This is a genomic window from Desulforapulum autotrophicum HRM2 (assembly GCF_000020365.1).
Taxonomy (GTDB): Bacteria; Desulfobacterota; Desulfobacteria; order Desulfobacterales; family Desulfobacteraceae; genus Desulforapulum; species Desulforapulum autotrophicum.
On record NC_012108.1, the window covers coordinates 4245758 to 4270759 of the forward strand.

Sequence of the window (25002 nt, forward strand, 5' to 3'; positions counted from 1 at the left end):
TTGTTACTCGATGTTTGCCAGATTGATGTTAAGCTCATATTCCGAAGATCCTGAAATCCTTTTCACCTTAAAGCCAAGTTTCTTGCCAAGCTTAAGCATCTGGACGTTCTCGGCAATGACCAGACCCCAAACGGTTTCAAGGCCTTTTTGCTTTGCAATTTTGAGGCAGCGCTTTAAAAGAGACGCCCCGAGACCCTTACCCTGCCACTGGTCTGCAACCACCACGGCAAACTCAGCCGTTCGTCCGTTGGATTCAGAAATAACCCTGCCAACCCCTGTCATCCGCTCACCCTGGGGGGTATCCATGAGGGCAATCAGGGCCACCTCCCGGTCGTAATCGATCTGGGTCATCTTGATGAGCTGGGCCCTGGACAGCTGCTTCATGGGAAAGAAGAAACGCTGGTAAATGCTCCTGGGGGACAGTGAATTGAAATGTTCGATCATGAGATTGGCATCCTCAGGACGGATGGGCCGAATGCGAATACGATTTCCGTCAACAGTCGTGTCCTCTGTCTCCTGCTCCCAGGGATAGGACGAAATTACAAGGTGCATGGGTGACAGAATGTCGACGGGTTTTATCACCACCCTTGCATCCACTGCCAGCAAATGTCCCTGGCTCACCAGAACCGGGTTGATGTCCAGTTCGTCAATCTCGGGAAAATCGGTGACCAGCCGCCCCAGGCGAATCAGGATATCTTCCACCAGGGTTATATTTACAGCACTTATATTGCGGAAGCCCTCAAACACCCGGGAAATTTTCGTATCAGAGACAAGGGTCTTTGCAAGGGCGACATTCAGCGGGGGCAACCCAATGGCCGTATCCCTGAACACCTCGGTAAGTACGCCGCCCATGCCAAACAAAAGCACCGGGCCAAATGAAGCGTCTTTTTTTGCCCCGAAAATGAGTTCATAGTCACCGGCAGGTGCCATGGGTTGTACCGTTACCCCAAGGATATGGGCCGTGGGGTCATACTCAACCACCGATGCCATGATGTCCTGGAACCCCTGGCGTACCTCTTTTTCACCCATCAGATTAAGCTTTACGCCACCAACGTCAGATTTGTGGAGCAGATCCCTGGAACAAACCTTAAGGGCCACGGAAGAGCCCATTTGTCCGGCAAGTTCAGCGGCTTTATCCGCTGTTTCGGCAAGCAGGCAGGCGTTGACGGGAATGCCGTAGGCCCTGAGAAGATCCTTGGCCTCTACCTCGGTAAATTCCATGTTATTTTCTGCAAGGGCGGCCTTGATGATGCCTGCGGCCCGTTCCCGGTCGATGAGAAGCCGGCGGTCCCTGCGGATGGGAATCTCGTTGAGCATATCCAGATTATTCCCATACCGGTAAAGGTTCATAAAGGCCCTTACCCCCCTTTCCGGCGAGTCATAGGTGACAACACCTGCCTCGTTGAAGATTTTCCTGGCCTTGTCAATGTTGGTCCCACCCATCCATGCGGTGAAAACAGGAAAAGTACTCTCCTTTAAAAACTGTGCCAGGGGAGTCGCCAGGGTGGTGGCATCAAACAAACCCACGGGTGCAAAGATCAAAAGCAACCCATCGGTCTCTTCAGCCTCAATGCAAATTCTTGCCGCTTCCATGTATTGTTCCGGTGAGGTATCGCCAAGGATATCCACGGGATTCTGGCGACTCCAGCCCTGGGGAAGGATGGCGTCAAGCTTGGACAAGGTTTCCCGGCTCAACAGGGCCGGTTCAACCCCTTGGCGCTCTAAGGCATCCACGGCCATGACCCCGGGTCCGCCTGCATTGCTCACAACGGCAAGCCGACCACCTTTAGGCCGCTGCAGTTTGGCCAGAAATTCTGCACAGTCAAATAATTCCTCAAAATCGTTCACCCTGAGGATGCCGGCCCGCCTGAAGGCAGCGTCATAGATGGCATCATCGCCTGCCATGGCCCCGGTGTGGGAGGCTGCAGCCCTGGCGCCTGCTGCAGACCGCCCCGATTTCAAGGCAATGATGGGTTTAATTCTGGAAACACTCCTTGCTGCACTCATGAAGTTACGGATATTCGTGATGTTCTCAACGTACATCACGATGCTGTCCACCTCCTTGATGGTGCCAAGATAATCAATCATGTCGGCAAAATCCACATCCGCCATGGATCCAAGGCTTACAAAATGGCTGAAGCCCACCTTTTCCCGCATGGCAAGGTCAAGCACCGAGGTGCACACGGCCCCGCTCTGGGAAAGAAAGGCGATCCTGCCCGGCAGGGGCAACTGGTGGGCAAAACTGGCATTCAGGTTGACGGCGGTGTTGATAATGCCAAGACAGTTGGGGCCGATGACCCGGATGCCCGAAGGCTTTGCAGCGTCAAGGATTGAACGCTCGATTGCCACACCTGGGGCTCCGGTCTCCTTGCCCCCGGCCGAGATGACGACACACCCTGCAATGGACGCCTTTGCGCAATCCGCAACAATCTCGGGCGCCATTGCAATGGGGGTTGCCACCACAGCAAGATCCGTCTCCCGGTTGATGGCACCCACGTTGGGAAATGCAGTAATCCCCATGATGGTCTTATGGTTTGGGTTCACAGGATAGATATTTCCTTTATAACCCTTTTCCACGAGGTTTTTCATGATGGATTCGCCCACACTCCCCTTACGTTCACTGGCACCGATTACGGCGATGGACGCTGCATTAAACATCCGATGTAAATTAAGCGTGCCCATTGATTTTACCCCTGTATTTTTTTATATGAAACACTCGTCAAAGCATTGTCAATGAAGGTGTTTCAAAATTCATTGAGGCCGAAGCAGATACCATACTCCGGCCATGCCGGATAGTTAGTCACGGGGAGAAAATTTTCACCCTTCCCCGGTTAGATATCTATTATCATAACAAGATCCATGCCAAGGGACGTAGACTTTAAATCGCCTGGGCCACGGGCATGGAATCAGAGGTTTGCATGCCCGGGGGCACAGACTTCAAACCGACCACCCTGTTTGCTGTTTACAAAGTGTAAAGGAAACTGACAGGACCACCCTTTCCTGCCCTGCCCCATTAAATAATTGATTTTGAAAGTTGAAAGGGGTATTGATACCCCATGGATGCCCATACCCTGTTTATCATAGACGATGAAGAAACCATCAGGGACAGCCTTGCCTTTGCCCTGGAATCCACCTACACCCTTCAAACCTTTGAAACAGGCCAGGAGGCCCTTGCCGTTATCCCAAAAAACCCGCCGGATCTGATCCTCCTTGACATCGGTCTTCCAGACATCTCGGGCATTGAAGTGCTGCAACAAATTAAGGGGACCCATCCAGGCATTCCCGTGATCATGATCACGGCCTTTGAAGAGATTACCACCGTCATAACGGCCATGAAATCCGGGGCCTACGACTATCTTGTAAAACCCCTGCATATGGACGCCCTTGAAATCGTCATCGCCAATGCCCTTGAAACGGTCAGCCTCAAAAAGGAGGTCAAAGGCCTCCAGGAACAGCTCATCCAGGAGAATCTACCCTGCTTTATCGGGGAGAGCGAGGTGATCCAGGAGATGCTGACCTTTGTGGATACGGTGGCCAAAAGTCCGGATACGCCCATCCTCATCCTCGGCGAGACCGGCACGGGCAAAGAGCTGATTGCAAGCGCCGTTCACCATCGGAGCCCAAACTTCCGGAGTAATTTTGTCACGGTGAACTGTGCGGCCATTCCCAGGGACCTGATCGAGAGCGAAATCTTCGGATACGAACGGGGTGCCTTTTCAGGAGCAAACCCCAACGGCAAACGGGGACTCATTGAGGATGCCCACAGGGGCACCCTGTTCCTGGATGAGATTGGAGATCTGAGCCTTAAAGCCCAGGCAGCGCTTTTGCGGTTCCTTGAAACCGGAGAATTTTACAGAATAGGCGGCACCCGGAAACACCACGTCCAGGCCAGAATCGTTTCCGCCACCAACAAGGACCTCGAACAGATGATCCAGGCCGAAACCTTCAGGCGGGATCTCTTCTTTCGCATCGGAGTAATCAAGCTTGAGATTCCCTCACTCAACGAACGGCGCTCGGACATCCTTTCCCTTGCCACCTTTTTCCTTGAACAATTCAACCGAAAATTTTCCAAAAAAGTAACCACTTTTTCAGAACAGGCCCTGCAAGCCATAATGACCCACCACTGGACCGGCAACGTCCGGGAACTTAAAAACATCATGGAAAGGGGTGTGCTTGTGGCAAAGGGAACCACCCTCACCCCCGGGGACCTCGGGTTCTCGGAAAAACCATCCAACGGTTCCAACGCCGACACCATGTTTGCCCCCCTTACCACCGACGGCATTGACCTGCCCCTTTTACGCCAGGAGATGGATAAATTTTATATCAAAGAATCCTTGACCCTCACCAACGGCAACGAAAGCCAGGCGGCAAAGCTTCTCAATATTAACCACCACACCTTTCGCTACCATCGAAAAAAATGCATGGACACGGATCAGGGAGAGGATAATAATCAGGGAGATGGTAGTTGAACCTCTGTCGTGGTAAATCCCAGACATCTATTCCAGACACCTTCAAGGCGATCAGCCGCCTGCTGATCAAGGAGAGCCGGCTTGAACCGCTGCTCAAAAATGTGGCAGAACGACTGAAAAATGCCCGCCTGTACGATGGGGTGTTTATCTGGACAGCGGAAAAAGCGGACATTCAAGAAACCGCATGGGGAACATCAACCGGCCCCCTTTACGCCCAGGGATTATTTATGACCCTGCCGCAACCGGCCTGCATCCGGGGTGTGGCAACCCATGGCACGCCTTTGACACTTATCCGGGACGAACCGACATGCTCCAGCTGCCCAGTCTGCCCGATCTGCCCGGGGTGGGCATCCCTTGTCATCCCCCTTCTTTTTAAAGGTGAGTTCTACGGGATTCTCTTTGTCACCCTCCCCAGCGAAGTGATTGCCGTGAACACAGAGGTGGCGTTTCTCGTGGAGGTCGGTGAAAACATTGCGGCATGCCTTAACCGAATGAACCAGGAGGCTCTTCACCGCACAACCGCCACTGCCCTTTTAAAACGCAGCCTTGAACTTGAATACTTCCACAATTTTGCAAGAATCACGGAGCAGCCCGATACGGACCTTGAAACCATCCTGCAACGGGGGGTTGACCTGATCCCGGCCTCCATGGACCGCCCAGACCTTGCGGCAGCAGCCCTGGTTCTCAACGACACCCACCAGCGATTCACCACCCCCAATTTCACCAGGGATAACCCCATGGTTGAAAACCCGATTTTTGTCGATGGCAAGGCGGTGGGAGTGCTGACCGTATGCTACCCATCCCCTGCCGGCCAGGGCCCAGAATTGACCTTTCTAAAAGAAGAGGAAAAACTCCTGGGCTCCATCTCGTTAAGAATGGGCAAGATCATTGAGAGAAAAAGGGGACGGATCGCCCTTGAACGGAGCGAACAACGGTTCCGTGACCTTACAAACAATGCCGTTACTGGCATCGCTATTCTCCAGGACCAACAAATCGTATTCCAAAATCCTGAATACACAAAAATCTTTGGCCCTCTTTCCCACAGCCCAACCCTGTTCCTGGACGCAGGGGTTCACCCGGATGATAAGAAAAAAACACGCTTGTTCCACGAAACCATCACCCGGTACGACTTTACCACCCTTTGCGTTGACTTTAGAATCGCCTCCCTCCTTTCCCAGGACGGCACACCAAAGATCACCTCGGTCTTCTGCAGGGCAGCCATGACCGAATTCAGGGAAAAGCCTGCCGTACTTCTCAACGTAATGGACATGACCAAGCCAAGGGAGCTTGAAAATCTGCTCAGGATTCAGGACAAGATGACCTCCCTTGGCCGCGTTGCTGCAGGCATTGCCCACGAAATCCGAAATCCCCTGTCCGGCATCAACATCTATCTCAAATCCCTGGAGAAATACGCCCTGGAACGTAACGCCGAAACTGAGGGCAAAATCATCTCCAAAATCCAGAGCGCCTCCAACCGAATCGAATCGGTGATCAAACGGGTCATGGATTTTTCAAAACCAGGAGAACTCAAACCCATATCTGTTGACGTCAATAAACCCGTTCAGAACGCCATTGACCTTGCAGCCGTGACCCTGAGAAAAAGCGGTGTTAAAATAGAAACCGACCTTGGCACTGCCCTGCCCCTGTGCCGCCTTGACAGCCCCATGATCGAACAGGTGATGCTCAACCTGATCACCAATGCCGCAGAGGCCATGAAGACCCTGGCTCCCGGCACCAAAACCATTGCCATCACAACCCAGTGCCTGGACCGGCAACAGGTGGTCATCCAGGTGGAAGATTCAGGCCCCGGGATTTCCCAGATCCACAGGGAACGGATATTTGACCCCTTTTATACCACCAAGAACAGTTCGGGCATCGGGCTCAGCATCTGCCAACGTATCATCAACGACCACAAAGGAACCCTTAACCTGCACAAGAGCCGACTTGGGGGTGCAGGTTTCATGATCCAGATTCCTGTAAAACAGCAGGAATTCAAACCAGCCAAAGGAGTTTAAAATGAATCCGAACATTAAAGATGCCATCCTGGCAGCATTTGTCGCAGACGCTCTTTCCCTGGGTGTCCACTGGGTCTATAACACTTCAGAGATTGATGCAAAGTATGGCAGGCTTGAAAACATGGTAAAACCCGAACTTGCGCCCTACCATACCTCAAAGGACAAAGGCGAATTTACCCACTATGGGGATCAAATGATGGTATTGCTCGAATCCCTGGTGCACGGCTCGGGTTTTGATTTTGATTTAAACCGGTTCAGCCAGGCATGGCGCAACCTGTTTTCCGCCTATGACGGATATATGGACCAGGCCTCCAAAGAGACCCTGGCAAATTTCAAGGCAGGCAGCCAGCCTGAAACATCAGGTGCCATATCCATGGATCTTGGCGGGGCTGCGAGAATCGTCCCGCTGATTCTCTGTTATGGTGACGACATTGACGCCTTTGTTAAAGCAGCCAGGGCCCAGACGGCAATGACCCATAACTCAGCACAGGCGATTGAATGCGCAGAATTGTTTGCCAGGGTATCGGCCATGGTTTTAAATGGAGCCAAGCCCATTAAAGCCTTTGAACGGGCCCTTGAAAAAATGCCGGAGGCCCAAAAAATCCAGGCCCTGGTTCAGACAGGTCTTGAAAGCCGGTCCCAGGACACCCGTAAGGCCATTGCCAGGATGGGACAGATGTGCGCCATTGAAGGTGCCCTGCCTGCAACAATCCATCTGATTGCAAAGTATGAAAACAATTTAAAAGAGGCCTTGATTGAAAACATCATGGCCGGAGGCGATTCATCGGCAAGGGGAATCCTTACCGGGTTTGTTCTCGGCTGCTACAAAGGAATAGATACACTCCCAAAACAATGGCTGGCAGATATGACAGCCCATGAAAAGATTCTGGGTTTGATACACTGAAAAGCCACACCGTTTTCTGAAAATCAAATTTATTTTACCCCCCTAACCTGGACGAGGCAGAACCAAAACGTTTTTTTGATTCTCTTGCCAAAACAACACAAAAATCAGAGATACGAATCTAACTGCCGGGAGGGGGGTATAGGCAAACAGAAATGCAACTTGACAAAGGGCACCCCCGTCCTAAAATCACCTCTTTTTAGATAGTGTTTGATCAGCCACTATATATCATTCCTGGAGAAAAAACCCCCTGTGATCATACAAACATTGCTCAACCTGACCCATACCCGGAAACGCTTCCTGCGGGATCTGATTGCCGTAATTTTAATTACCTCCGGGGCCATTGCAACCGTCACCCTGATCCAGGGCGCAAACATGCGGGACAACATTGCCCAGGAATATATTCAGGAAAACCTGACCAAGACATCGGACAGGATTTATCAGTTCTACGAGCCCGTGGAAAGCAATGCCCTGTTAGTTCAAAAGTGGGGACTTGCCGGTATCTGAAAAATGAAAGATTCGGCCGCCATAACCGCCAAACTTGTCCCAATGATGGAAACCCTTCCCCAGGTGGAGGCCATCAAATTCGGAAATACCTCCGGTCGATCCTACCTGCTTACCCGCCATGAGAACACCTGGATGACACGCACCACATCTCCTGACAGGCCCGGAGAAATCCGCTGGCAGGAGTGGGTGAACGGCCAGCCACGGGAGCTTTGAATTGAAAAAAAGGCCTTTATGTTCCCCTGTGAGGGTCAAACCGACTGGGCAGGGGTGCAGCCCATCAATGGGGATAACCACGACTTCTGGATCGGTGTGGTGGTGCCGCAATCTGACTTTCTCAATAAAGTTCAAGAAAAGCGGTGGGCCCTTCTCGTGGTGATTCTGGGCGTCTTTGCCCTGGGCCTTCTCATGGCCGGTTATGTGGGTGCAGAAGCATCCTTTTATTTTTATATGAAACTCTTGTCGGACCGGTAGACGGGAACGGGTATAACCCTCCGCTCATTCTCGCAGCCCGTCCTGGGCTGCTCCGAGGGAAACGGCAGCTCCTTCAGCGTCCATGCTGACCGCTGCCGTTTAATCCGCTGCGGGCAATACCCGTTCCCGCCCACCTCTGCTGTCGAGTTTCTATATTCGTTGTGGCCAGAGCCGATACTTCGCTCCGGCCGTGCCGGTTTATAATTTATCATTATTGACAATTTACCCGGGATAGACGCTTGACACACACGGCCTGAAAAGGTAGTTGTCTTGGTTTATTACTTGTCATGGACAATGGAAGGATAAATATGAAGGATATTGATCAATCTGTTTCATTATCATTGCCAGCTGATATCGCCTGGGTTCCCCTGGTGCAGTCCGTCATTGAAAATGGTGCGCCCGTTTTTGGACTGGAGCACAATAAGACCATGATGCTGGCCGTCGCGGCTGAAGAAATAGTGGTCCACCTGGCCCGAATTTCCAAGGGAACCCGAATCTGTTTCCGCCTTGAGCCGGGGGGGTGGCACGTGCGGTGTGAATTTTCCTTTAAGGCCAATCCATCAGATCTGTGGGCCATGAACCTTGTGACTCAGACAGATGTTCGGGAAGAAATTGATAACCTGGGATTGCTTGTGGCGTCCAGGGCCGTGGATGGATTCACCCTGGGCCTTGAAGGGGAAACCCTGCATCTGACCCTGCGAAAGGACCGCGATTATCCGGTTGTCACACCTGGGACCATGGATCCAATTAACACCAGGGGAGAATTGACCATTGTCAGGGACCCGGAACCTGAACTGATCAAAGCCGCCTGTGTAAAAACCCTGGGGTTCTATGCCCCCGATGCTGTGCCCCAGTCGTTTATCACCCCGGGCAAGGTGGTAGACATGGTCAGACAAAAGGACCTGGAAATCGCCGTTGCCATGGATCAGACAGGGGCTCTTGCCGGGATGATCTGCTGGCAGGCAGCTTCGGAACAGGGCATTCGTTTTTCCGGACCCTATGTGTTCACCACAGATGACCGGGCAGGAGAACTTCTGACAAATCATCTGATCAACACCGTGGCACGGACACGGGCCATGGGCCTGTTCAGTGAACTTGCCACACCCAGCCTGTCTACTAAAAATTTTGAATCACTGGGACACCTGAACCGGATTCAGAAAGACGGCCGGACCATTGAGCAGGGAGTCTGGTATCGTCATCTCAAGGAGGATATGGGTGCATCTGTCTGGGCCCACAGGGCCTATGCAGACTTCCTTGAAACCGCATACGATCAGCAGGTCCTCATGCGGGATCTAAAAATCATTGAGGGCCAGGGGGAACGCCTGCCTGAACGATCTGTTTTTTCGGTGCAGCTCAGGGCCGATGCCGGGGAAGCAACCCTTTTTCCCATGGTAACCGGCGAAGATGCAGCCCAATGTATTGCCCACCAGGTTGAAATGCTTCTCCGGGAAAACTTTTCCAACATCTTTATCCGCATTGATCTGGCCCATGGGTGGCAGGCAGCCATGGGCCAGGCAATTATGGACAATGGATTCACGCCCAAGCTGGTACTGCCCTATGGCGGCAAATCCGACATTCTGGTATTTCAACATGCGTGACATCGATTTAGCCCACCTGGTTCCCGATTATATCCAGACCTTTGAGACCTATTATCCGAGCAAGCCTGACTCGGAACTCATGCGGATGTACGGCGTGGATCATCTCCACCGGCTCAACAACAACGAAAATGCCCTGGGGCCACCCCCTGGGGTGGAACAGGTTGTAAAAACCTTTGCACCAACAGCCGTACCTGTTTATCCCAACGGAGATTGTTTTGACCTTCGCCAATCCCTGGCTCAACGGTTTGGCAAAGCCCCGGATCAGTTTTTAGTGGGCAACGGCTCCTGCGAGATAATTGCCTCGGTAATCAAGGCCTTTTGTGAACGAGGGGACAATATCATTACTGCCGATAAAACCTTTGCCGTTTATGAGTGGGTGGCCGAGTTTTCCGGACTTGAAGCTCGCCTGGTGCCCCTGAAGAACAATGGGTTTGATCCCCAGGCCATGCTGGATGCCATGGACGGACATACCAAAATATTGTTTATCTGCAACCCCAACAACCCCACAGGGACCTATTGGGACAAGGACACCATGACAGATTTTCTGGATGCTGTGAACAACCGGGCCATGGTGGTCATTGACGAAGCCTACAGCGAATATGTGGAAAACAACGATTTTCCCAACGGCATGGCCCTGATGGACAGATATCCCAATGTGGTAATTTTCAGAACCTTCTCCAAGATGTACGCCCTGGCATCCCTGCGCATCGGATACCTGTGCGCCCAGGGTGAAATAGTGGAACTGATACGGCGGACCCACATTGTCTATTCGGTCAATGCCCTGGCCCAGAAAGCAGCAACCGCAGCCCTGATCAATGACGGTTCCTTTATTGAGGCGACCCGCAGGATGGTAGGACAGGCAAAGGCGCTTCTCTGTGAGATGTTTGACGGACTTGAACTTACCTATGTCAGCCATGAAGGCAATTATATCATGGTGAAAGTCCCCATATCCGATACCCTCATGTATCGAAAATTGATGAAAAAAGGAATTATGGTGCGTACCATGACAGGATTTCGTTTCCCCAACTGGATACGCGTCAGCCTTGTCCAACTGCCAGTGATGGAAGTGTTCTGCAATGCCTTTACCGATATTTTAAAAGGAGATTTACGCCATGGGCGTTAAACCATTAAACATGGGTAAAGGAAAAGTATTGACTGTGCTGTTGGGTCTTGGGGCACCCGCCATGGTCTCCATGTTCTTCCAGAACCTTTACGCCCTGGTGGACACAATTTTTGTAGCCTGGCTGGGCACAATCGAACTGGCAGCCCTCTCCCTGTCAGTGCCCATGCTCTATCTTGCCATGGCCGTTGCAAAGGGGGTGGCCGTGGGCGCAACCTCCCTCATGAGCCATGCACGGGGGAGTAATGACGCCGACAAGGCCGACAGAGTCACCCGGTCTTGCCTGCCACTTGCCCTGATTCTCCTGGCACCTTTCTGCCTGCTTGCCCTGCCGGGGGTGAACGCAACTATTTTCAGGGGGTTTAATGTGGACCAGGGGGTGCTTGAATCGGTTCAAAAATTCATGTTCTGGCTGGGATGGACCTTTCCGGCCATGGGGTTTGCCATGGTGTGTGAAAGTGTTTTTCTAAGCCATGGCGATGCCCGAACCCCCATGAAAGCAATGATTCTTGGCAATATTATCAACATTGCCCTGGATCCATTTCTCATATTTTATTGTAAAATGGGCATTGCCGGAGCCTCGCTCTCATCCTTGGTCGGTTGGGCTATTTCCGGTTTTTTCATGTGGTTCACCCTTAAACACCAGGGAAAGGTCAGCCCCCAATGTTTCTGTACCCCCGGTGAGGCCCGGGTCTGGAAGGAGATCGGGGCCCTGGGAGGGCCTGTGGCCCTTGCCATTCTGATCATGCCCATATCGGTAATCGGGCTGAACTATGTACTGACCCCCTTTGGTCCTGCCTATGTGGGGGCCTGGGCCCTTTCCGCCCGCATGGAACAGATGATCATTCTACCCCTTTACGGCCTTTCCTGTTCGCTGATCCCCTTTGCCGGGTTCAACCTTGGGGCCGGAAATTCAGATCGTATTCGTGAGGCGGTAAGGATTTCGATTATGGCCTGCTATGGGGTACTCCTGCCCGTGGGTGCGCTGCTCTGGTTTAATGCCCCCTTTGTAATCGGCATGTTCCAGCCCGGCAGCGAGGTTCTTGAACTTTCCACCTATGCCTTCAGGGCATCCCTGCTTGGATATTGGCTGGTGCCAATTGAACTGATTGTAATCGGCCTTGCCCAGGGGCTGAAACGGCCCCGGTACACACTGATTATCAATGTGGCCCGCCTGTTGCTTTTGCGACTGCCCCTGGCGTTTTTGCTCGGGTATATCTGGGGCGGCAAAGGCGCCTATGTCAGCCACGCCCTGGCCATGATGGTCACAGGTACGGTCAGCATTTTTATCCTGGGCCGTTTGCTCACCCTTGCGGACAAATCGTGCGCCCCATTAAGTGCCCAAAAATCATAAATCGTTAAAGGATTAAAACATGGGTTATCTTGTTTTTTTTATTGTCATTGTTCTTGTACTGGTTTTAACCGAGGTCAAGGCCCGCAAACACTACCACGAAGTGCACGGCCTGCCCTATGTCTGTAAACAGATTGAAGAATACCCCTACAATGAATTCATCCAGGAATGCGGCCCTCCCCTGCACTGGAAGCTCAAGCCCGGCTATGGCAAGGGCCAGGTGCACATTAACAGCCTGGGGCTGAGATCACCGGAACCCCTACCCGGACAAAGATGCATCTGGGTGGTGGGAGAATCTGATTTTTTTGGACCCAAGCTGGTCCGGGAAGAAGCCGCCTGGTTCAACGTCCTTCAGCAGCTGCTTAACAATTCCGGCCACGATTTTCAGGTGATGAATGCATCGGTCATCGGCTACAATATTTCCCAGAGCACTGAACTTGTGACGTCTCTTCCCATTAAAAAAGGCGATATTGTACTCGTCCGACCCAATACCAATGATGTCTCCATTGCCTATATCAAGGGCAAGGCCTGGAAAGGGGGAGATTCATGGCCAATTGACTTTGTGCACAAGCTGCAAAGGCAGAAAACCTGGTATCTCAAGCTGATGGACAAAACCTGCCTGGGCATGTTTTTGAGACGGAAGTTCTCAAAGGACGAGGACCGGTCCAAAGCCTTTAAACCCGCCCCCGGGTTTCAATGGGAGCGACTGCTGGATTACGAAGAAAACAAGGTTTCTTCCATGGTGGAATTTGCCCGGAAAAAGGGTGCCGACGTGGCCTTTTTTGATATTGCGCCAAGCTACGGGCCAGCGGTTAAACCTGAAGATGAGGCTAAACTTTCAGCCATCCAGTCCAACTGGGAGGGGCTGGTCAAGGGCTGGAGCCAGTATCAATTCGGCATTGTAGACGAGTGCGTCAAACGCATCGGCATCCCCATGGGCCTGCCTTTTTTACAAATTTCCCCCTACATCTGGAACCATCCCAAACGCTACCTGCTTTTCCTTGATCTGGTCCATTTCAATCAAGAGGGCCATGGGGTTCTGGCCCAGGCCCTGTATGCAGAGCTTGTGAAAAGCAAATTACTCACCCAGAAAGGAGAATGATGGAACTTGACCGAGTGATCAAACACCTGAAAGCTGAAAAAAGGATGGTCGAACCGGATCAGGATGCGGTTGTGGCACTGTTCCGGGATGAAGATGCCCTGGGGATTTCCCTTCTTTATTATGAGATTTACGGTGATTCCTTTCCGGTTGAACATGTCTATGATCCAGATCAGGTAAAGCAGCGCAATCACACCGACGGCCAGCATACCCTGGTGGCCAGAACGACCAAGGGTGATATCGTCGGCATGGCCGGTCTGTTCTGCCACGCCCCCAACCAGAATGTGTATGAGGCAGGCCAGCTCATGTTGATGAAATCCTACCGCCACACCCGGGTGGCGGCAAAAATTAACCAGTCTATCCTTGAGAAATTGCCCGAAACCCTGGGAGTATCGGCAATTTTCGTGGAAGCGGTATGTAACCATCCAGTATCCCAGGCCATGGCCCACAAGCAGGGATTGCACGCCACAGGGCTTGAGATCGAATGCATGCCTGCCAGGGTTTACTCAAAGGAGGGAGGGGTTGTCCGCAATGTCTCCCTGCTACTGATGTTCAAGGTTTTCAAGGACAATGGGGCTTCAGTGTACCTGCCCCAGCCCTATGCTGAATTCATGACTCGGCTTTACGGGCAACTGGGGCTGGAACGTAAAAACCTGGCCGGTGAAGCCCTCGCCGGAACCACCGATTCCGACGATTTTCTGCTGCCCAATGCCGGAATTGCCCGGATCACAATAAAAAAAGCCGGTAATGATTTTAACCGGGTGATTCAGGATCTCGAGGCCAGGGCCGGCAAACAATCGCTTGTCCAGGTTTATCTCAACCTCGGGGACCATGCCTGTCCCCGGGCCGTGGACCTGCTGCGTGAAAAGGGCTATTTCTGGGGTGGATTACTTCCCCTCTGGTTTCAAAGTGATGGGTTAATCATGCAAAAACTTCCCGGGGAGCCTGACTGGGAGGGGCTGCACCTCCACAACAAAGAGGCCGAAGCCATGCTGGGCTTCCTCCGTAGCGATTATGGGACCGTTACCGGACCAGGACGGCCGGGCAAAGCTGAAGAAATGGTCACTGCCTTAAAATTTTAAAAAAAAGCCACAGCAAAAGGAAAAACATGAAGTTATTCCAGAATTCCCATCCCCAGCCAAGGGTAAAATCCTGCCTCTCTTTACCCACGCGCATCGACTATATTAAGCCCATCCAGGGTTATGTAGAGGCCCTTTGTCATATCCATGGATGTGATAAAGGAGAGAGTCTCATGGTGGTGCTTGCGGTGGAAGAGGCAGTAAGTAATGTGATCCATCATGGTTACGAATCCGAACAAGGGGAGGTCTTTGACATCTCATTTGATGTTGGTGCAGCAGATCTGACCATCGAAATCCATGATAAAGGACTCCCTTTTGATCCAGACACGATGAAATATTTTGGGGAAAACGATTCCCAAGCCCCTCCTGATTCCAATCACGGTTTTGGGATCCGGCTGATGAAGGAGGCCATGGACCGGGTTGAATTTCTCAACCTGGGTAAAAAGGGAAAACTTGTCCGGATGTCAAAATACTTCCGCCACGGCAAGGTCGACAGATATCTTTCCAAAGAAAATCTTCACCGGGATACCCCTTTGGATAAGGACTGTATCCAGCCCCCCTTTACCGTTCGCCCCCTCCTGGTTGATGAAACCATCGAGGTTTCCCGGTGTGCCTACCGTGCCTATGGTTATACCTACCGCGAATTTATCTATTATCCCCAAAAAATATGGGAGTTGAACCAAACGGGGCAACTGCACTCTTTTGTCCTTGTGGATGATCAAGAAAAACTTCTGGGGCACCTGGGCCTCTCCTTTTCCATCCCAGGAGCGACAATCGCCGAGTTGACCGCCGCATTTGTCGATCCGGTCTGCAGGGGCAGGAGACTTCTCGGACAACTAATGGCCGAGGTGATGGCTGAGGCTGAACAGATGGGACTTCAGGGGCTTTTCGTCCATGCGGTCACAAGCCATAGTGCTTCCCAGAAAGGCGCGGCACGGTGTGGGTTTGTTCCCACTGGTCTTTTGCTGGCAGCCCTTTTCCCCGATCTTGAATTCAAGGCACTTACCGGCAAGGTGGCCCAGAAAGAAAATGCTTTGCTCATGGTCAAACAGCTTCAAAGCCGGCCGCCTTTCAAACTCTGGGTCCCGGATAGGTATTCAAAGATGGTGGAATCACTTGCAGCGGACATGGGGCGAAGGATTTTTGTAAAAACCGACACCGTTCCCCTGGCAAAGGTGTCAGGAGGAGAGGGAAACCGCTATTATCAGGTGGAGGAGTTCAACTTTGTTGAAATCCGAATCATGACCTTTGGTGAAGATGTCCTTGCCGAATTGGGGCACCGGGTCCGTGGTTTTATCACGAATAAAGTCGATGTCGTCTACCTCTACCTCGATGTGGAATGCCCCGAAGCAGGAACTTTTGCCACACGCTGTCTGGATATGGGTTTTTTCTTCTGTGGCTACATGCCGGGGGAGATGGCCGGCAGGGATGCACTGATTCTCCAGAAGCTGAACAATATTACAATCGACTTTACGGCACTTGACCTTGCAAACCAACAGGCCGCGGGGATCATGGAATTCATACAGGGCGACATGCCAGTCATTGGGGAGAAATAAACATGTGTTTTGACAACATTCAAAGCTACGCTGACCAGGTACCGGCTTTTCAAGAATCTTCAGAAAATGACAGCATTTTTTTAAAGGCCATGCAGACGAATTATAATTTTCAATATGAACATCAGCCCTATGTAAGGGCCCTGGCTGCAAGATATAATTTTTCGCCCAAGGATTTAAAAACGGCTGAAGACGTTTACAATGTTCCCCCCATCTTTGTGGAAACCATGAAGTACCATCGGTTTTTATCCATCCCCGAGGATGAAATCGCCATGAGCCTTACCAGTTCCGGCACTGGAGGCCAGAAAACCCAGGCCATTTTTGATGCCCAGGGACTGGCGCGTATCCAGACCATTTCCACCCGGATTTTCAAGGATGCAGGCTTTTGTTCAGACCTCCCCGCAGGCTACCTCATGTTCAGCTATGCCCGGGAAGAGGCCCAGGAGATAGGAACCAGCTGGAGTGACGAACAGTTGATGGGATGTGCACCTGTTCGTGAGGCCAGGTGGCTGCTGCGAAAGGGAAACAAGGGCCATTTTGACTTCCACCCGGAGCAGGCGGCGCGTTATCTGGTCGAACTGGCTGAAAAGGGCCCCATTCGAATGCTGGGGTTTCCCGCTTTTATCTTCCAGACCCTGGAGGAAATGGATCGCAGGGGAATGACAGCCAAGGTTCATCCGGACAGCTTTGTCATAGCCGGTGGCGGTTGGAAAAATCATGCAGGAACCCCCATGACCCAGACGAGTTTTTCCGCCGAACTTGAACGACGCCTGGGATTTTCCCGGACCAACGTAAGGGACCTTTACGGGATGGTCGAACACGGCATCCCCTATTGCTCCTGCCCGGAGGGCCACCACCACGTGCCAACCTTTGCCAGGATTGCCGTCCGGCACCCGGTGACACTGAAGAGGCTTGACCATGGAAAAGAAGGGTTGCTCCAGCTCATCTCTCCCTGGAATGTAGCTCAGCCAAACTGTTCGGTCCTGTCCACCGATCTGGTCAGGGTAAAGGCCGGATGTCCCTGTGGAATTCCAGGAGAATACATTGCCTCCATCAGACGTGGCGGAAACAAAAAGCACAAGGGATGTGCCATATCGGCACAGGAAATCCTGGATAGAATTCGTTCAACAAGGGAAAAAGGATAAAACATGGCAGACATGAAACATTTCATATTCGGAGAATTCAGGAAGGGTTCCCAGGACCTTTCCCTGGAAGAGGGAAAAATCTTTTTCAATGGAAAGCGCATGAAAGATAGGGTTCTCGCCTTTGCAGAGGTTCCTCTGGACGATGTTCTCTCCCTGCTCGCCCGGGTGGGAAAAAGACTCACAGAAAAGGGCAGATACCGGGATCACATCCTGGAGATCATGCCCCGGATAACAGGATATTCTCTTCCCATGATGGAAAAGGCACTAGAGGCCCTGGCCGGCCTGCTCTCCCGGGAGGCGCTGGAAGAACGGCTCTCCTGCCTTGGAGACAGAAGAGCCCTGGACGGCTGGACCACCTATCAAGGAAAGTCCTGTCGGGCTCTGCCCCTGGGCGCCATCTGTCACGTGGCGCCGGGCAATATTTTCCTGGGAGCCATAGATTCTGTGATCACAGGAATGATCACCAAAAATATTAATGTTCTGAAACTCTCCCGACAGGATCCTGTTTTCCCTTTTATATTCCTTGAGGCACTCCTGGAAGAGGACAAACCAGGCAAAATTGCTTCGACCCTGGCCCTGACCTCCTGGAACCACAGCAACAAACAAATAATGGAGCTGGTAGGGCGTGAATTTGATGGCATCCTCCTCTTTGGGGGTGAAGATGCCGTAAGGGAATACTCAAAAGTTACTGCCCCGGAAAACAGGCTGCTGGCCTTTGGCCCCAAGCTGAGCTGGGGGCTGATCCGTGCCGGTCTGAATGAACAAGAACTTGACAGGGCAATCAGCGGATTTTCCCTGGACATAGCTCTCTGGGAACAAAAGGCCTGCACCAGCTGCCAGAATCTCTTTGTCGAAGGAGAGGAACTGGCCCGGAAAGTGGCAGAACAACTCCATATTAGACTTAAACAATTGGACGAAACCCTGCCCCAGGAAGATATAGACCTGGACGAAGGCGTGGATATCCGCAAGGAGAGAGAGCGGGTTTTCTGGCAATCTTTCCAGGGAGAGAATCAGCTTCTGGAAGGGAAAAGCCATTCTGTAATCCTTGGCAGGGGTGGGGACATTATTCCCTCTCCCCTGAACCGCACCATCTATGTAAACGCCATTGACAACTGGCTGGATCTTGTCCATGGAAACATGGGATATATGTCCGACCACATGTCCACAGCAGGAGTGGCAGTACCCGCCCCCCTTTTTGACGAAACATTGAGGGGACTTGAGCCGTTGGCGGTGCCTCGATTCTGCCTCCCCGGAACAATGGGCCTGGGGGTGGATGGCAGTGCACCCCACGACGGTTCGTATATGATTCTGGGCCTGGTGCGTCTTGTGAGCAGGGAAGACCTACCCCTGGAACGACTGGGCCGTTTTTACGACACCCGACAACGACGGGAGGAACGCCTCCTGGCCGAACTGAACAGGCTCGTTGACCACGCCATGACAAGCGCGTTCTACAAAAAACTGTATGCAGATGTAAAACTGCCCCTTACCAGCCTTGGGGCATTTGGCCTGCTCCCGGTTTTGGAAAAGAACCATCTTGAAAAGCATTGTCCGCCCAAAGATACCGCCATGCTCACCGCTTCCCCCGGGGCAAGCTATATCTTCAGCTCAGGAGGCACATCCGGTGTTCCCAGACACATCTGCTGGACAGCAGAAGAGTTCAAGCAGGCCCATTGCGTATTGGGTCAGGGGCTTTGCACACTTGGCATCTCCTCCAAAGACAGGGTCGCCAATCTCATGCGGGCAGGATCCCTGTACACAGGCTTCCTGGCAATGAACGGAGGGCTGGAGCAGACCGGTTGCCAGATTCTTTCCATTACCGCCAACCAGAGCATTGACGATACCCTGGATCTTCTGGAAGAACTCAAGCCCAACATAGCTATGGGCATGACCAGCACCCTTGTAGAATTGGCTGAAAAAGTTAGCCGGGAAAAACGGAATATATTTTTTGACCGTATATTCTACACAGGGGAGGCCATGTCTGACTCTTCAAGGAAACTGCTGGCTGAGGTATTTAAGGCGTCAAAGGTGGGATCCCTTGCCTACGGTGCCGTGGAAATCGGCACTTTGGGTTCCCAGTGTGAACACTGTAAACATGACGAATTCCATTTATCCGAAGACTGGGCCTATCTGGAAATCGACAAAGATGGAGAAGTTTTTGCAACCGCAACCGCACGCCTGCTCCATCCCATCATTCGTTACAGGATAGGAGACAGGGCCGCCTGGGTGACTGAACCCTGTGGCTGCGGAAGGACCACCCCGAAATTCCGTCTACTGGGTCGGAGTGATTATTACCTGAGACTTCTCTACAACGACCTTTACATGACAGATATTGAAAGAACGCTTGCCCGGTTTTCTGAACTGACACAGGTCTATCAGGTGAGTGTGTGGAACGGCGACAAGGGTATAGAGGCAAAGCTTGTCGTGGAAGGGCAAGATCGAGCAAACCTCAGTAAGGATGTATGGAAGACCCTTAAAAAGGAGGCTTCTGAGTTCTCATCCCTGCCTGATTTCGGATGTCCCTTTGAAATCGAGGTTGTTGCTTCGGGCTCCATTCCCAGGGTGGGACGGACCGGAAAAATCAGACCCATTATAGATCTCAGGGGACAGGCGTAATTATGGCCGTATTTTCCAACCACCCCCTTGTTCGTTTTCCCGACTTCAGACGGTTCTTCAGCGCCCGTTTTGTTTCGGCAATAGGAGATAAATTTTTCACCATTGCCCTGGCCTGGTGGGCCGTCAACGAAACCGGACAAAAGGGAGCACTCAATCTTGGGTTCCTCATGGCCCTGACCCTGCTTCCTTCCGTACTTCTAGGTCCCCTGATAGGCACCCTGGTAGACCGGTTCGACCGTAAACGCTGCATGATGCTTGCCGACGGATGCCGGCTTCTGCTGGCAGCTATCATGGCCGTTGTTTTATGGCAGGGGGCCATGACCCTTGCGGGTATGTACGTACTGGTCTTTCTGCTCTCCTGCTTTATGCCCCTTTTCGAATCTTCTGCAGAGGGCTCTATAGCCTCCCTGACCGACGAGCAGGGACTTTTTGCAGCAGTGGCAGTTGATTCTTCGGTGGTGGCACTCTCCAACGTTCTGGGTGCCGCTCTGGGGGGAATTGCCCTTGCCGCAGTGGGGACAACCGGGGCCTTTGGCTTTAACAGCGTAACCTTTGCCCTCTCCCTGCTCTTCATCGCTTCGGTAAAAACATCCCTTGTTCCCGACACCGGAAACAAGGAAAAACCTGAGGGTGCCCGACAATCCCTTGGTGAAATTTTCTCCTGGCTCCTGCAGAACCGCGAAATTATGGGACTCTTGATCATGTTCGGAATATTAAATTTCTTTGCCGCTCCCCTGATGGTCTCCATTCCCATGATGGTTCGCTATGCCTTTGACAGCAGCGTATCCTGGGTGGCTTTTCTGGAGGCAAGCCTTGCCTCTGGAACCGTTATTATGGCTATCGTCATGAGCTTTGCATCCGAGGGGAAAACACTGATCAAAATTTTCATCGGCGTTTTAGGGGTGGGACTCTCCATAACCCTATTTGCGTTTTCGTCCGGGCTTTGGACGGCTCTTCCCCTGGTGTTCTTTGCAGGGGCAGGCCTTGCCCTGGCAAGTGCCTCTGCCATGGGCTTTTTTCAAAACACTGTGCCGGATGCCTTAAAAGGCCGTTTTTTTTCAATTCTGACAGCTGTGGCCTATTCTGTCATGCCCCTGGCCCTGGCGCTGAACGGCGTGGTTTCACAATTCTACCCGGTACGCCTTGTCCTTGCCGCCGATGGTATCATACTCTGCCTGTTCTCAGGGCTCTTTTTTCTAAGGGTGTTTAGACATTCACCAGGATTGAAATAAACACGAATCTTCATTGGAACGGGGATGGTTTTTATTGGAGCCACTCCCCCTTACACGGCCAGACGCAGCAAAAGATTGCCTGCCACCCTGCGGCGGTAGTCGGCGCTTGCCCTGACATCGCTGATGGGGGAGACTGCGGACCGGGCCAGATCTGCAGCATGGTTCAGGGTTGTCAGGGTGAGTTTTCTGCCCTCCAGGGCCTTTTCCGCCTCCCTGCTTCTGACAATGGTCGGTCCCACACTGCCCCAGGCAAGTCTTGCCTCTTCCACAACGCCCCCATGAACCTTTAAAAGTGCTGCAAGGCTGACCACGGCAATGGCCAGGGCCTTTCGCTGACCCACTTTTTCGAAATGGTGAACATTGAACCTGTCCCCAGGGGGGATGAGAATAGAACCAAGGATCTCCTTGTCTGCCAGCAGGGTTCTGCCCGGCCCCTGAATGAACTCGTCCAGGGGGAGAATGCGGTTGCCCCTGTCTGAATAAAGCGTCACCCGGGCACCCAGGAGATAAAGCGCCGGCAGGGTGTCTCCTGCCGGTGAAGCCGTGCAGATATTACCGCCCAGGGTTCCCATGTTGCGAATAAGGGGGGAGCCCAGGGTGGATATGGCAGTATGAAGTATGGGTAAATTCTCTTGAATGAGATCGTTTTTCAAAAGTTCCGTAAGGGTGACGCCAGATCCGATGCGAATCCCATCCCGGGTTTTTTTTATGGTTTTCAGGTCATGAATTTTTTCCAGGCATACCAGAGCAGGTGGTTGTTTTTTGTCGACGCCCATCCGGACCAGCAAATCGGTGCCACCGGCCATGGGTTTATAATCCGGCTGATGGTGGAAAATTTCCCAAAGGTCTTCAAGGGTTTCCGGTAAAAGGGTAATCATGGCTTGAGCCCCTGCATGGCTTCCGCGGCATCTTCCACCGCGTCCACAATCTTGTGATAACCGGTACAGCGGCAAATATTTCCGGATATGGCGTTACGGATCATTTCACGATCCGGCATTTTTTCGTGGGTCAGCAGTTCAGCCGCTGTCATGATCATACCCGGTGTGCAATAGCCGCACTGGACAGCCCCCTTTTTAACAAAGAATTGCTGCAGGGGATGGGGTTCATCCTTGGCAAGTCCTTCAATGGTGGTGACCGTTCGGCCTTGAAGCTGGGCGGCAAGCATGAGGCAGGATAGCTTAGTCACACCGTCTATCCAAATGGCACAGGCGCCGCATTCTCCAGATCCGCACCCCTCCTTGGGACCGGTGATGCCACAGCGCTCCCTGAGCAAGTCCAGGGCACGCATGGCGCCGTCCACAAAAAGCGTGACCGGTTGACCGTTGAGTTCAAAATTTAATTGCATGGGATATCCTTTTTTTCTTGGTCCAAAACCCCAAGTACCCGTTCCGGGGTGAAAGGCGCATGATTCATGGGCAGTCCGGCATGGGCCATGGCTGATGCCACGGCCGGCAGGGGGGCATTCATCCCTACTTCACCGATACCCTTCATGCCAAAGGGACCGGAATGTTCAATGGTTTCAACGGCATGGGATTCAATATCGGGCAGATCCATTGATGTTGGCAAAATATAGGTGGAAAAATCCTTGGTTTCGAGCAGGGCTTCCCGGGTTTTCACCTCTTCAAAAAGGGCGTAGCCCAGTCCCTGGGCAACGGCCCCCTGGACCTGCTGCTCAAAAACCTGGGGGTTGAGCACCCGGCCGCCGTCGGTAAAGGCCAGGTAATCATGGACAATGATTTCTCCTGTGAGTTCATCCACCTCCACACGGGCAAGGTGGGCGGCAAAGGGATAAATCAGGTGGGGAAACCCAAGCTTAAAGGTTTCACCACCCTTGGGCATTTCAGGTGTCGTGGGCATAAGGTATTCGGCCATGCAAATCCGATCGTCGGGCATCATCATTGCGGCAAGGTCAGCCAGGGACAGATCCCGGCCAGAGGGCAGGTGACGAACCCCCCCGGGAATCATGGCAAAGCCTGCGCCGTCATCAACAAGGAGCATGAGGGCAGCCCGGTTGAACAGCTTGTCCCGCAGGGCTTCACACGCTTTGATCAACGCCTTGCCATAGGTGTAGGTAGTGCGCCCGGCCGTTGCCGATCCCGAGGGATGGGTGCGGTCGGTGTCCGGCTGGACCAGTTCCATTGTGTCCTGGCGCTGGCACAGGATTTCACCGGCTATCTGCACAAAGGTGGACGCATTGCCCTGGCCCATGTCGCTAACCCCATTATAAACCCGGATAAGGCCCGAGGGACTAAGCTTTACCTTGGCAATGGCATAGTCGGCCAATCCCCGGCCATAGCCCATGCCATTGAAAACAGCGGATATGCCGACACTGCGGCGTTTGAACGGCAAGGCATCCGCGATCCATTTTTTTCGGGTTTTCCACAGGCCATGTTCGGAAAGTCGCATCAGACATTCTTCCATGCCCGTTGAATGGGTCATGGTGACGCCTGCACAGTTCCGGTCACCGCGAATCAAAGCGTTCTTCATCCTCAGCACCAGGGGGTCCATGGCAAGTTTTATAGCCAGCCGGTCCATCATTCCCTCAAAGGCAAAACAGACCTGGGCGACGCCAAACCCCCGGAAGGCACCGGCAATGGGGTTGTTCGTGTAGATGCAGCGTCCTCTGGATTCCATATTTGCAATACGGTAGGGCCCCCCGGCATGCTCCAGTCCCAGGGCCATGATCTCCACACCCAGGTGGGCATAGGCACCGGTATCGTAATCAAGCTCACATTCAAGTGCAACCAGGGTTCCGTCTTTTTGGGCACCCAGTTTATAATGCATGCGCGCGGCATGGCGTTTGTAACCCGCAAGCATGCTCTCCCTGCGGTCCCACCACATTTTTATGGTGCGTCCCTTTACATGTATGGCAGCCAGTGCCAGAAGACATTGGACAGTAGCCCCGTCCTTGCCCCCAAAAGCACCGCCCAGATAGGGATTGATAACGTGAATTTTATTATGGTCAAGGCCAAGGGCCCTGGCGATTTCAAACCGGTCCCGGAACGGTGCCTGGGTGGAAACCGTGAGATGAAGAATCCCATCCTTGTCAAACCGGGCCACCCCATTTTCAGTCTCAATATAGGCGTGCTCCTGTACAGGGGAGAAAAAGGTCTCTTCAAGGATGACATCACATTGCGCCATGGCTTCAGCCGGGTTGCCCTTGGTGATGGTCGCCGATTTCAGCACATTGCCGGTTTCAAGGTCATGAACCTGGGATGCATGGTTTTCAAGGGCGACATCCATGGAGTCGATAACGGGGAGCGGGGTGATGTCCACCTCAATGAGAGACAGGGCCCGGGCAAGGACCTGCCGGTTTTCAGCCACCACCAGGGCTAGGGCATCACCGGCATGGCGCACCTTGGTACCACAGAGCACGGGCATGTCCCAATAGACAAATCCCTGGCGGTTAGAGCCGGGGACATCCTTGCGGGTGAGCACGCAGTGCACCCCTTTAACCACTTCGGCCCTGGCGGTGTTTACAGACCTGATTCTGCCGTGGGCAATGCCTGCCCGGCAGACACCGGCCCACAGCATATCCTCTGTGTAAAAATCCGAAGCAAATTGTTCTCGTCCAAGGGTTTTGTCCAGGGCATCAAAACGGGGGGAACAACGGCCTATATCCTGCATTGGGGATGAATTAGTCATGAACGAGGTTATAGAACCGGGCTCAGAGCCTTGTCAAGGCATATTTTACCTGGTTTTCCCTTACCATACGCCCTTGATTACAGTTTGCCATGGCTGGGAAAAAAAGAATCTGGTAATACCATCCCTCCCCAACCCTGCCCTGCCCCTTTCTTCCTAACCTTTCTGGTGATAATTGTCCTGTCCCTTCTGCAGGAGACAAGGTTG

At 52.6% G+C, this 25002-nt stretch carries 19 protein-coding genes; 15 read left to right on the forward strand and 4 right to left on the reverse strand.

All coding sequences use genetic code 11. From position 1 onward, the window contains the following. Positions 1–3: 3 nt before the first annotated feature. The gene (locus HRM2_RS18665) at positions 4–2682 is read right to left on the reverse strand and encodes a bifunctional acetate--CoA ligase family protein/GNAT family N-acetyltransferase (RefSeq protein WP_015905587.1); all 2679 of its coding nucleotides are present in this window, start codon (positions 2680–2682) and stop codon (positions 4–6) included. Between the two features lie 374 nt (positions 2683–3056). Between HRM2_RS18665 and HRM2_RS18670 the strand changes: the two genes are divergently transcribed. From HRM2_RS18670 to HRM2_RS18740, 15 genes are all read left to right on the forward strand, one after another. After that, positions 3057–4469 carry a sigma-54-dependent transcriptional regulator gene (locus HRM2_RS18670; protein ID WP_015905588.1) on the forward strand — a complete coding sequence of 471 codons (1413 nt, stop codon included), beginning with the start codon at positions 3057–3059 and terminating at the stop codon, positions 4467–4469. Beyond that, positions 4466–6484, forward strand: coding sequence for a GAF domain-containing sensor histidine kinase (locus HRM2_RS25510; RefSeq protein WP_015905589.1), 2019 nt, complete (start codon positions 4466–4468; stop codon positions 6482–6484). The genes HRM2_RS18670 and HRM2_RS25510 overlap by 4 nt, the downstream gene beginning before the upstream one ends. A gap of 1 nt (position 6485) precedes the next feature. After that, positions 6486–7388, forward strand: a complete 903-nt coding sequence (locus HRM2_RS18680) for an ADP-ribosylglycohydrolase family protein (protein ID WP_015905590.1) — start codon at positions 6486–6488, stop codon at positions 7386–7388. 249 nt (positions 7389–7637) lie between these two features. Then, entirely contained in the window at positions 7638–7892 is a 255-nt protein-coding gene (locus tag HRM2_RS18685) for a hypothetical protein (RefSeq protein WP_015905591.1), read from the forward strand. Between the two features lie 3 nt (positions 7893–7895). Next, entirely contained in the window at positions 7896–8105 is a 210-nt protein-coding gene (locus HRM2_RS18690) for a hypothetical protein (RefSeq protein ID WP_015905592.1), read from the forward strand. Between the two features lie 18 nt (positions 8106–8123). After that, positions 8124–8363: a hypothetical protein gene (locus HRM2_RS18695; protein ID WP_015905593.1), complete on the forward strand. Its 240-nt coding sequence runs from the start codon at positions 8124–8126 to the stop codon at positions 8361–8363. Positions 8364–8671: 308 nt separating this feature from the next. After that, positions 8672–9961, forward strand: coding sequence for a hypothetical protein (locus tag HRM2_RS26695; RefSeq protein ID WP_015905594.1), 1290 nt, complete (start codon positions 8672–8674; stop codon positions 9959–9961). After that, the gene (gene hisC / locus HRM2_RS18705; RefSeq protein WP_041273373.1) at positions 9954–11084 is read left to right on the forward strand and encodes a histidinol-phosphate transaminase; all 1131 of its coding nucleotides are present in this window, start codon (positions 9954–9956) and stop codon (positions 11082–11084) included. The genes HRM2_RS26695 and hisC overlap by 8 nt, the downstream gene beginning before the upstream one ends. Further along, positions 11074–12435 (forward strand): MATE family efflux transporter, encoded by a 1362-nt coding sequence (locus tag HRM2_RS18710; RefSeq protein WP_015905596.1) that lies wholly within the window; start codon positions 11074–11076, stop codon positions 12433–12435. Before hisC ends, HRM2_RS18710 begins: the two co-directional genes overlap by 11 nt. A 19-nt stretch (positions 12436–12454) precedes the next feature. Continuing rightward, the gene (locus HRM2_RS18715) at positions 12455–13534 is read left to right on the forward strand and encodes a hypothetical protein (protein WP_015905597.1); all 1080 of its coding nucleotides are present in this window, start codon (positions 12455–12457) and stop codon (positions 13532–13534) included. Next, positions 13531–14613 carry a GNAT family N-acetyltransferase gene (locus HRM2_RS18720; RefSeq protein WP_187149281.1) on the forward strand — a complete coding sequence of 361 codons (1083 nt, stop codon included), beginning with the start codon at positions 13531–13533 and terminating at the stop codon, positions 14611–14613. Before HRM2_RS18715 ends, HRM2_RS18720 begins: the two co-directional genes overlap by 4 nt. A 26-nt stretch (positions 14614–14639) precedes the next feature. After that, positions 14640–16166, forward strand: coding sequence for a GNAT family N-acetyltransferase (locus HRM2_RS18725; RefSeq protein ID WP_015905599.1), 1527 nt, complete (start codon positions 14640–14642; stop codon positions 16164–16166). Positions 16167–16168: 2 nt separating this feature from the next. Further along, positions 16169–17308, forward strand: coding sequence for a LuxE/PaaK family acyltransferase (locus HRM2_RS18730; RefSeq protein ID WP_015905600.1), 1140 nt, complete (start codon positions 16169–16171; stop codon positions 17306–17308). A gap of 3 nt (positions 17309–17311) precedes the next feature. Continuing rightward, the gene (locus HRM2_RS18735; protein WP_015905601.1) at positions 17312–19921 is read left to right on the forward strand and encodes an acyl-CoA reductase; all 2610 of its coding nucleotides are present in this window, start codon (positions 17312–17314) and stop codon (positions 19919–19921) included. A gap of 2 nt (positions 19922–19923) precedes the next feature. Next, a complete protein-coding gene (locus tag HRM2_RS18740) occupies positions 19924–21153 on the forward strand; it encodes an MFS transporter (protein WP_015905602.1) in 1230 nt (409 codons plus the stop codon). Positions 21154–21203: 50 nt separating this feature from the next. Here HRM2_RS18740 and HRM2_RS18745 read toward each other — a convergent pair whose 3' ends face one another. The 3 genes from HRM2_RS18745 to HRM2_RS18755 are packed head-to-tail and all read right to left on the reverse strand — an operon-like array spanning position 21204 to position 24798. Beyond that, on the reverse strand, positions 21204–22031 hold the full coding sequence (locus HRM2_RS18745) for an FAD binding domain-containing protein (protein ID WP_015905603.1): 828 nt from the start codon (positions 22029–22031) through the stop codon (positions 21204–21206). Further along, complete coding sequence (locus tag HRM2_RS18750; RefSeq protein ID WP_015905604.1) at positions 22028–22498, reverse strand: (2Fe-2S)-binding protein; 471 nt, start codon at positions 22496–22498, stop codon at positions 22028–22030. The genes HRM2_RS18745 and HRM2_RS18750 overlap by 4 nt, the downstream gene beginning before the upstream one ends. Next, entirely contained in the window at positions 22489–24798 is a 2310-nt protein-coding gene (locus HRM2_RS18755; RefSeq protein ID WP_015905605.1) for a xanthine dehydrogenase family protein molybdopterin-binding subunit, read from the reverse strand. Before HRM2_RS18755 ends, HRM2_RS18750 begins: the two co-directional genes overlap by 10 nt. Positions 24799–25002 lie beyond the last annotated feature (204 nt).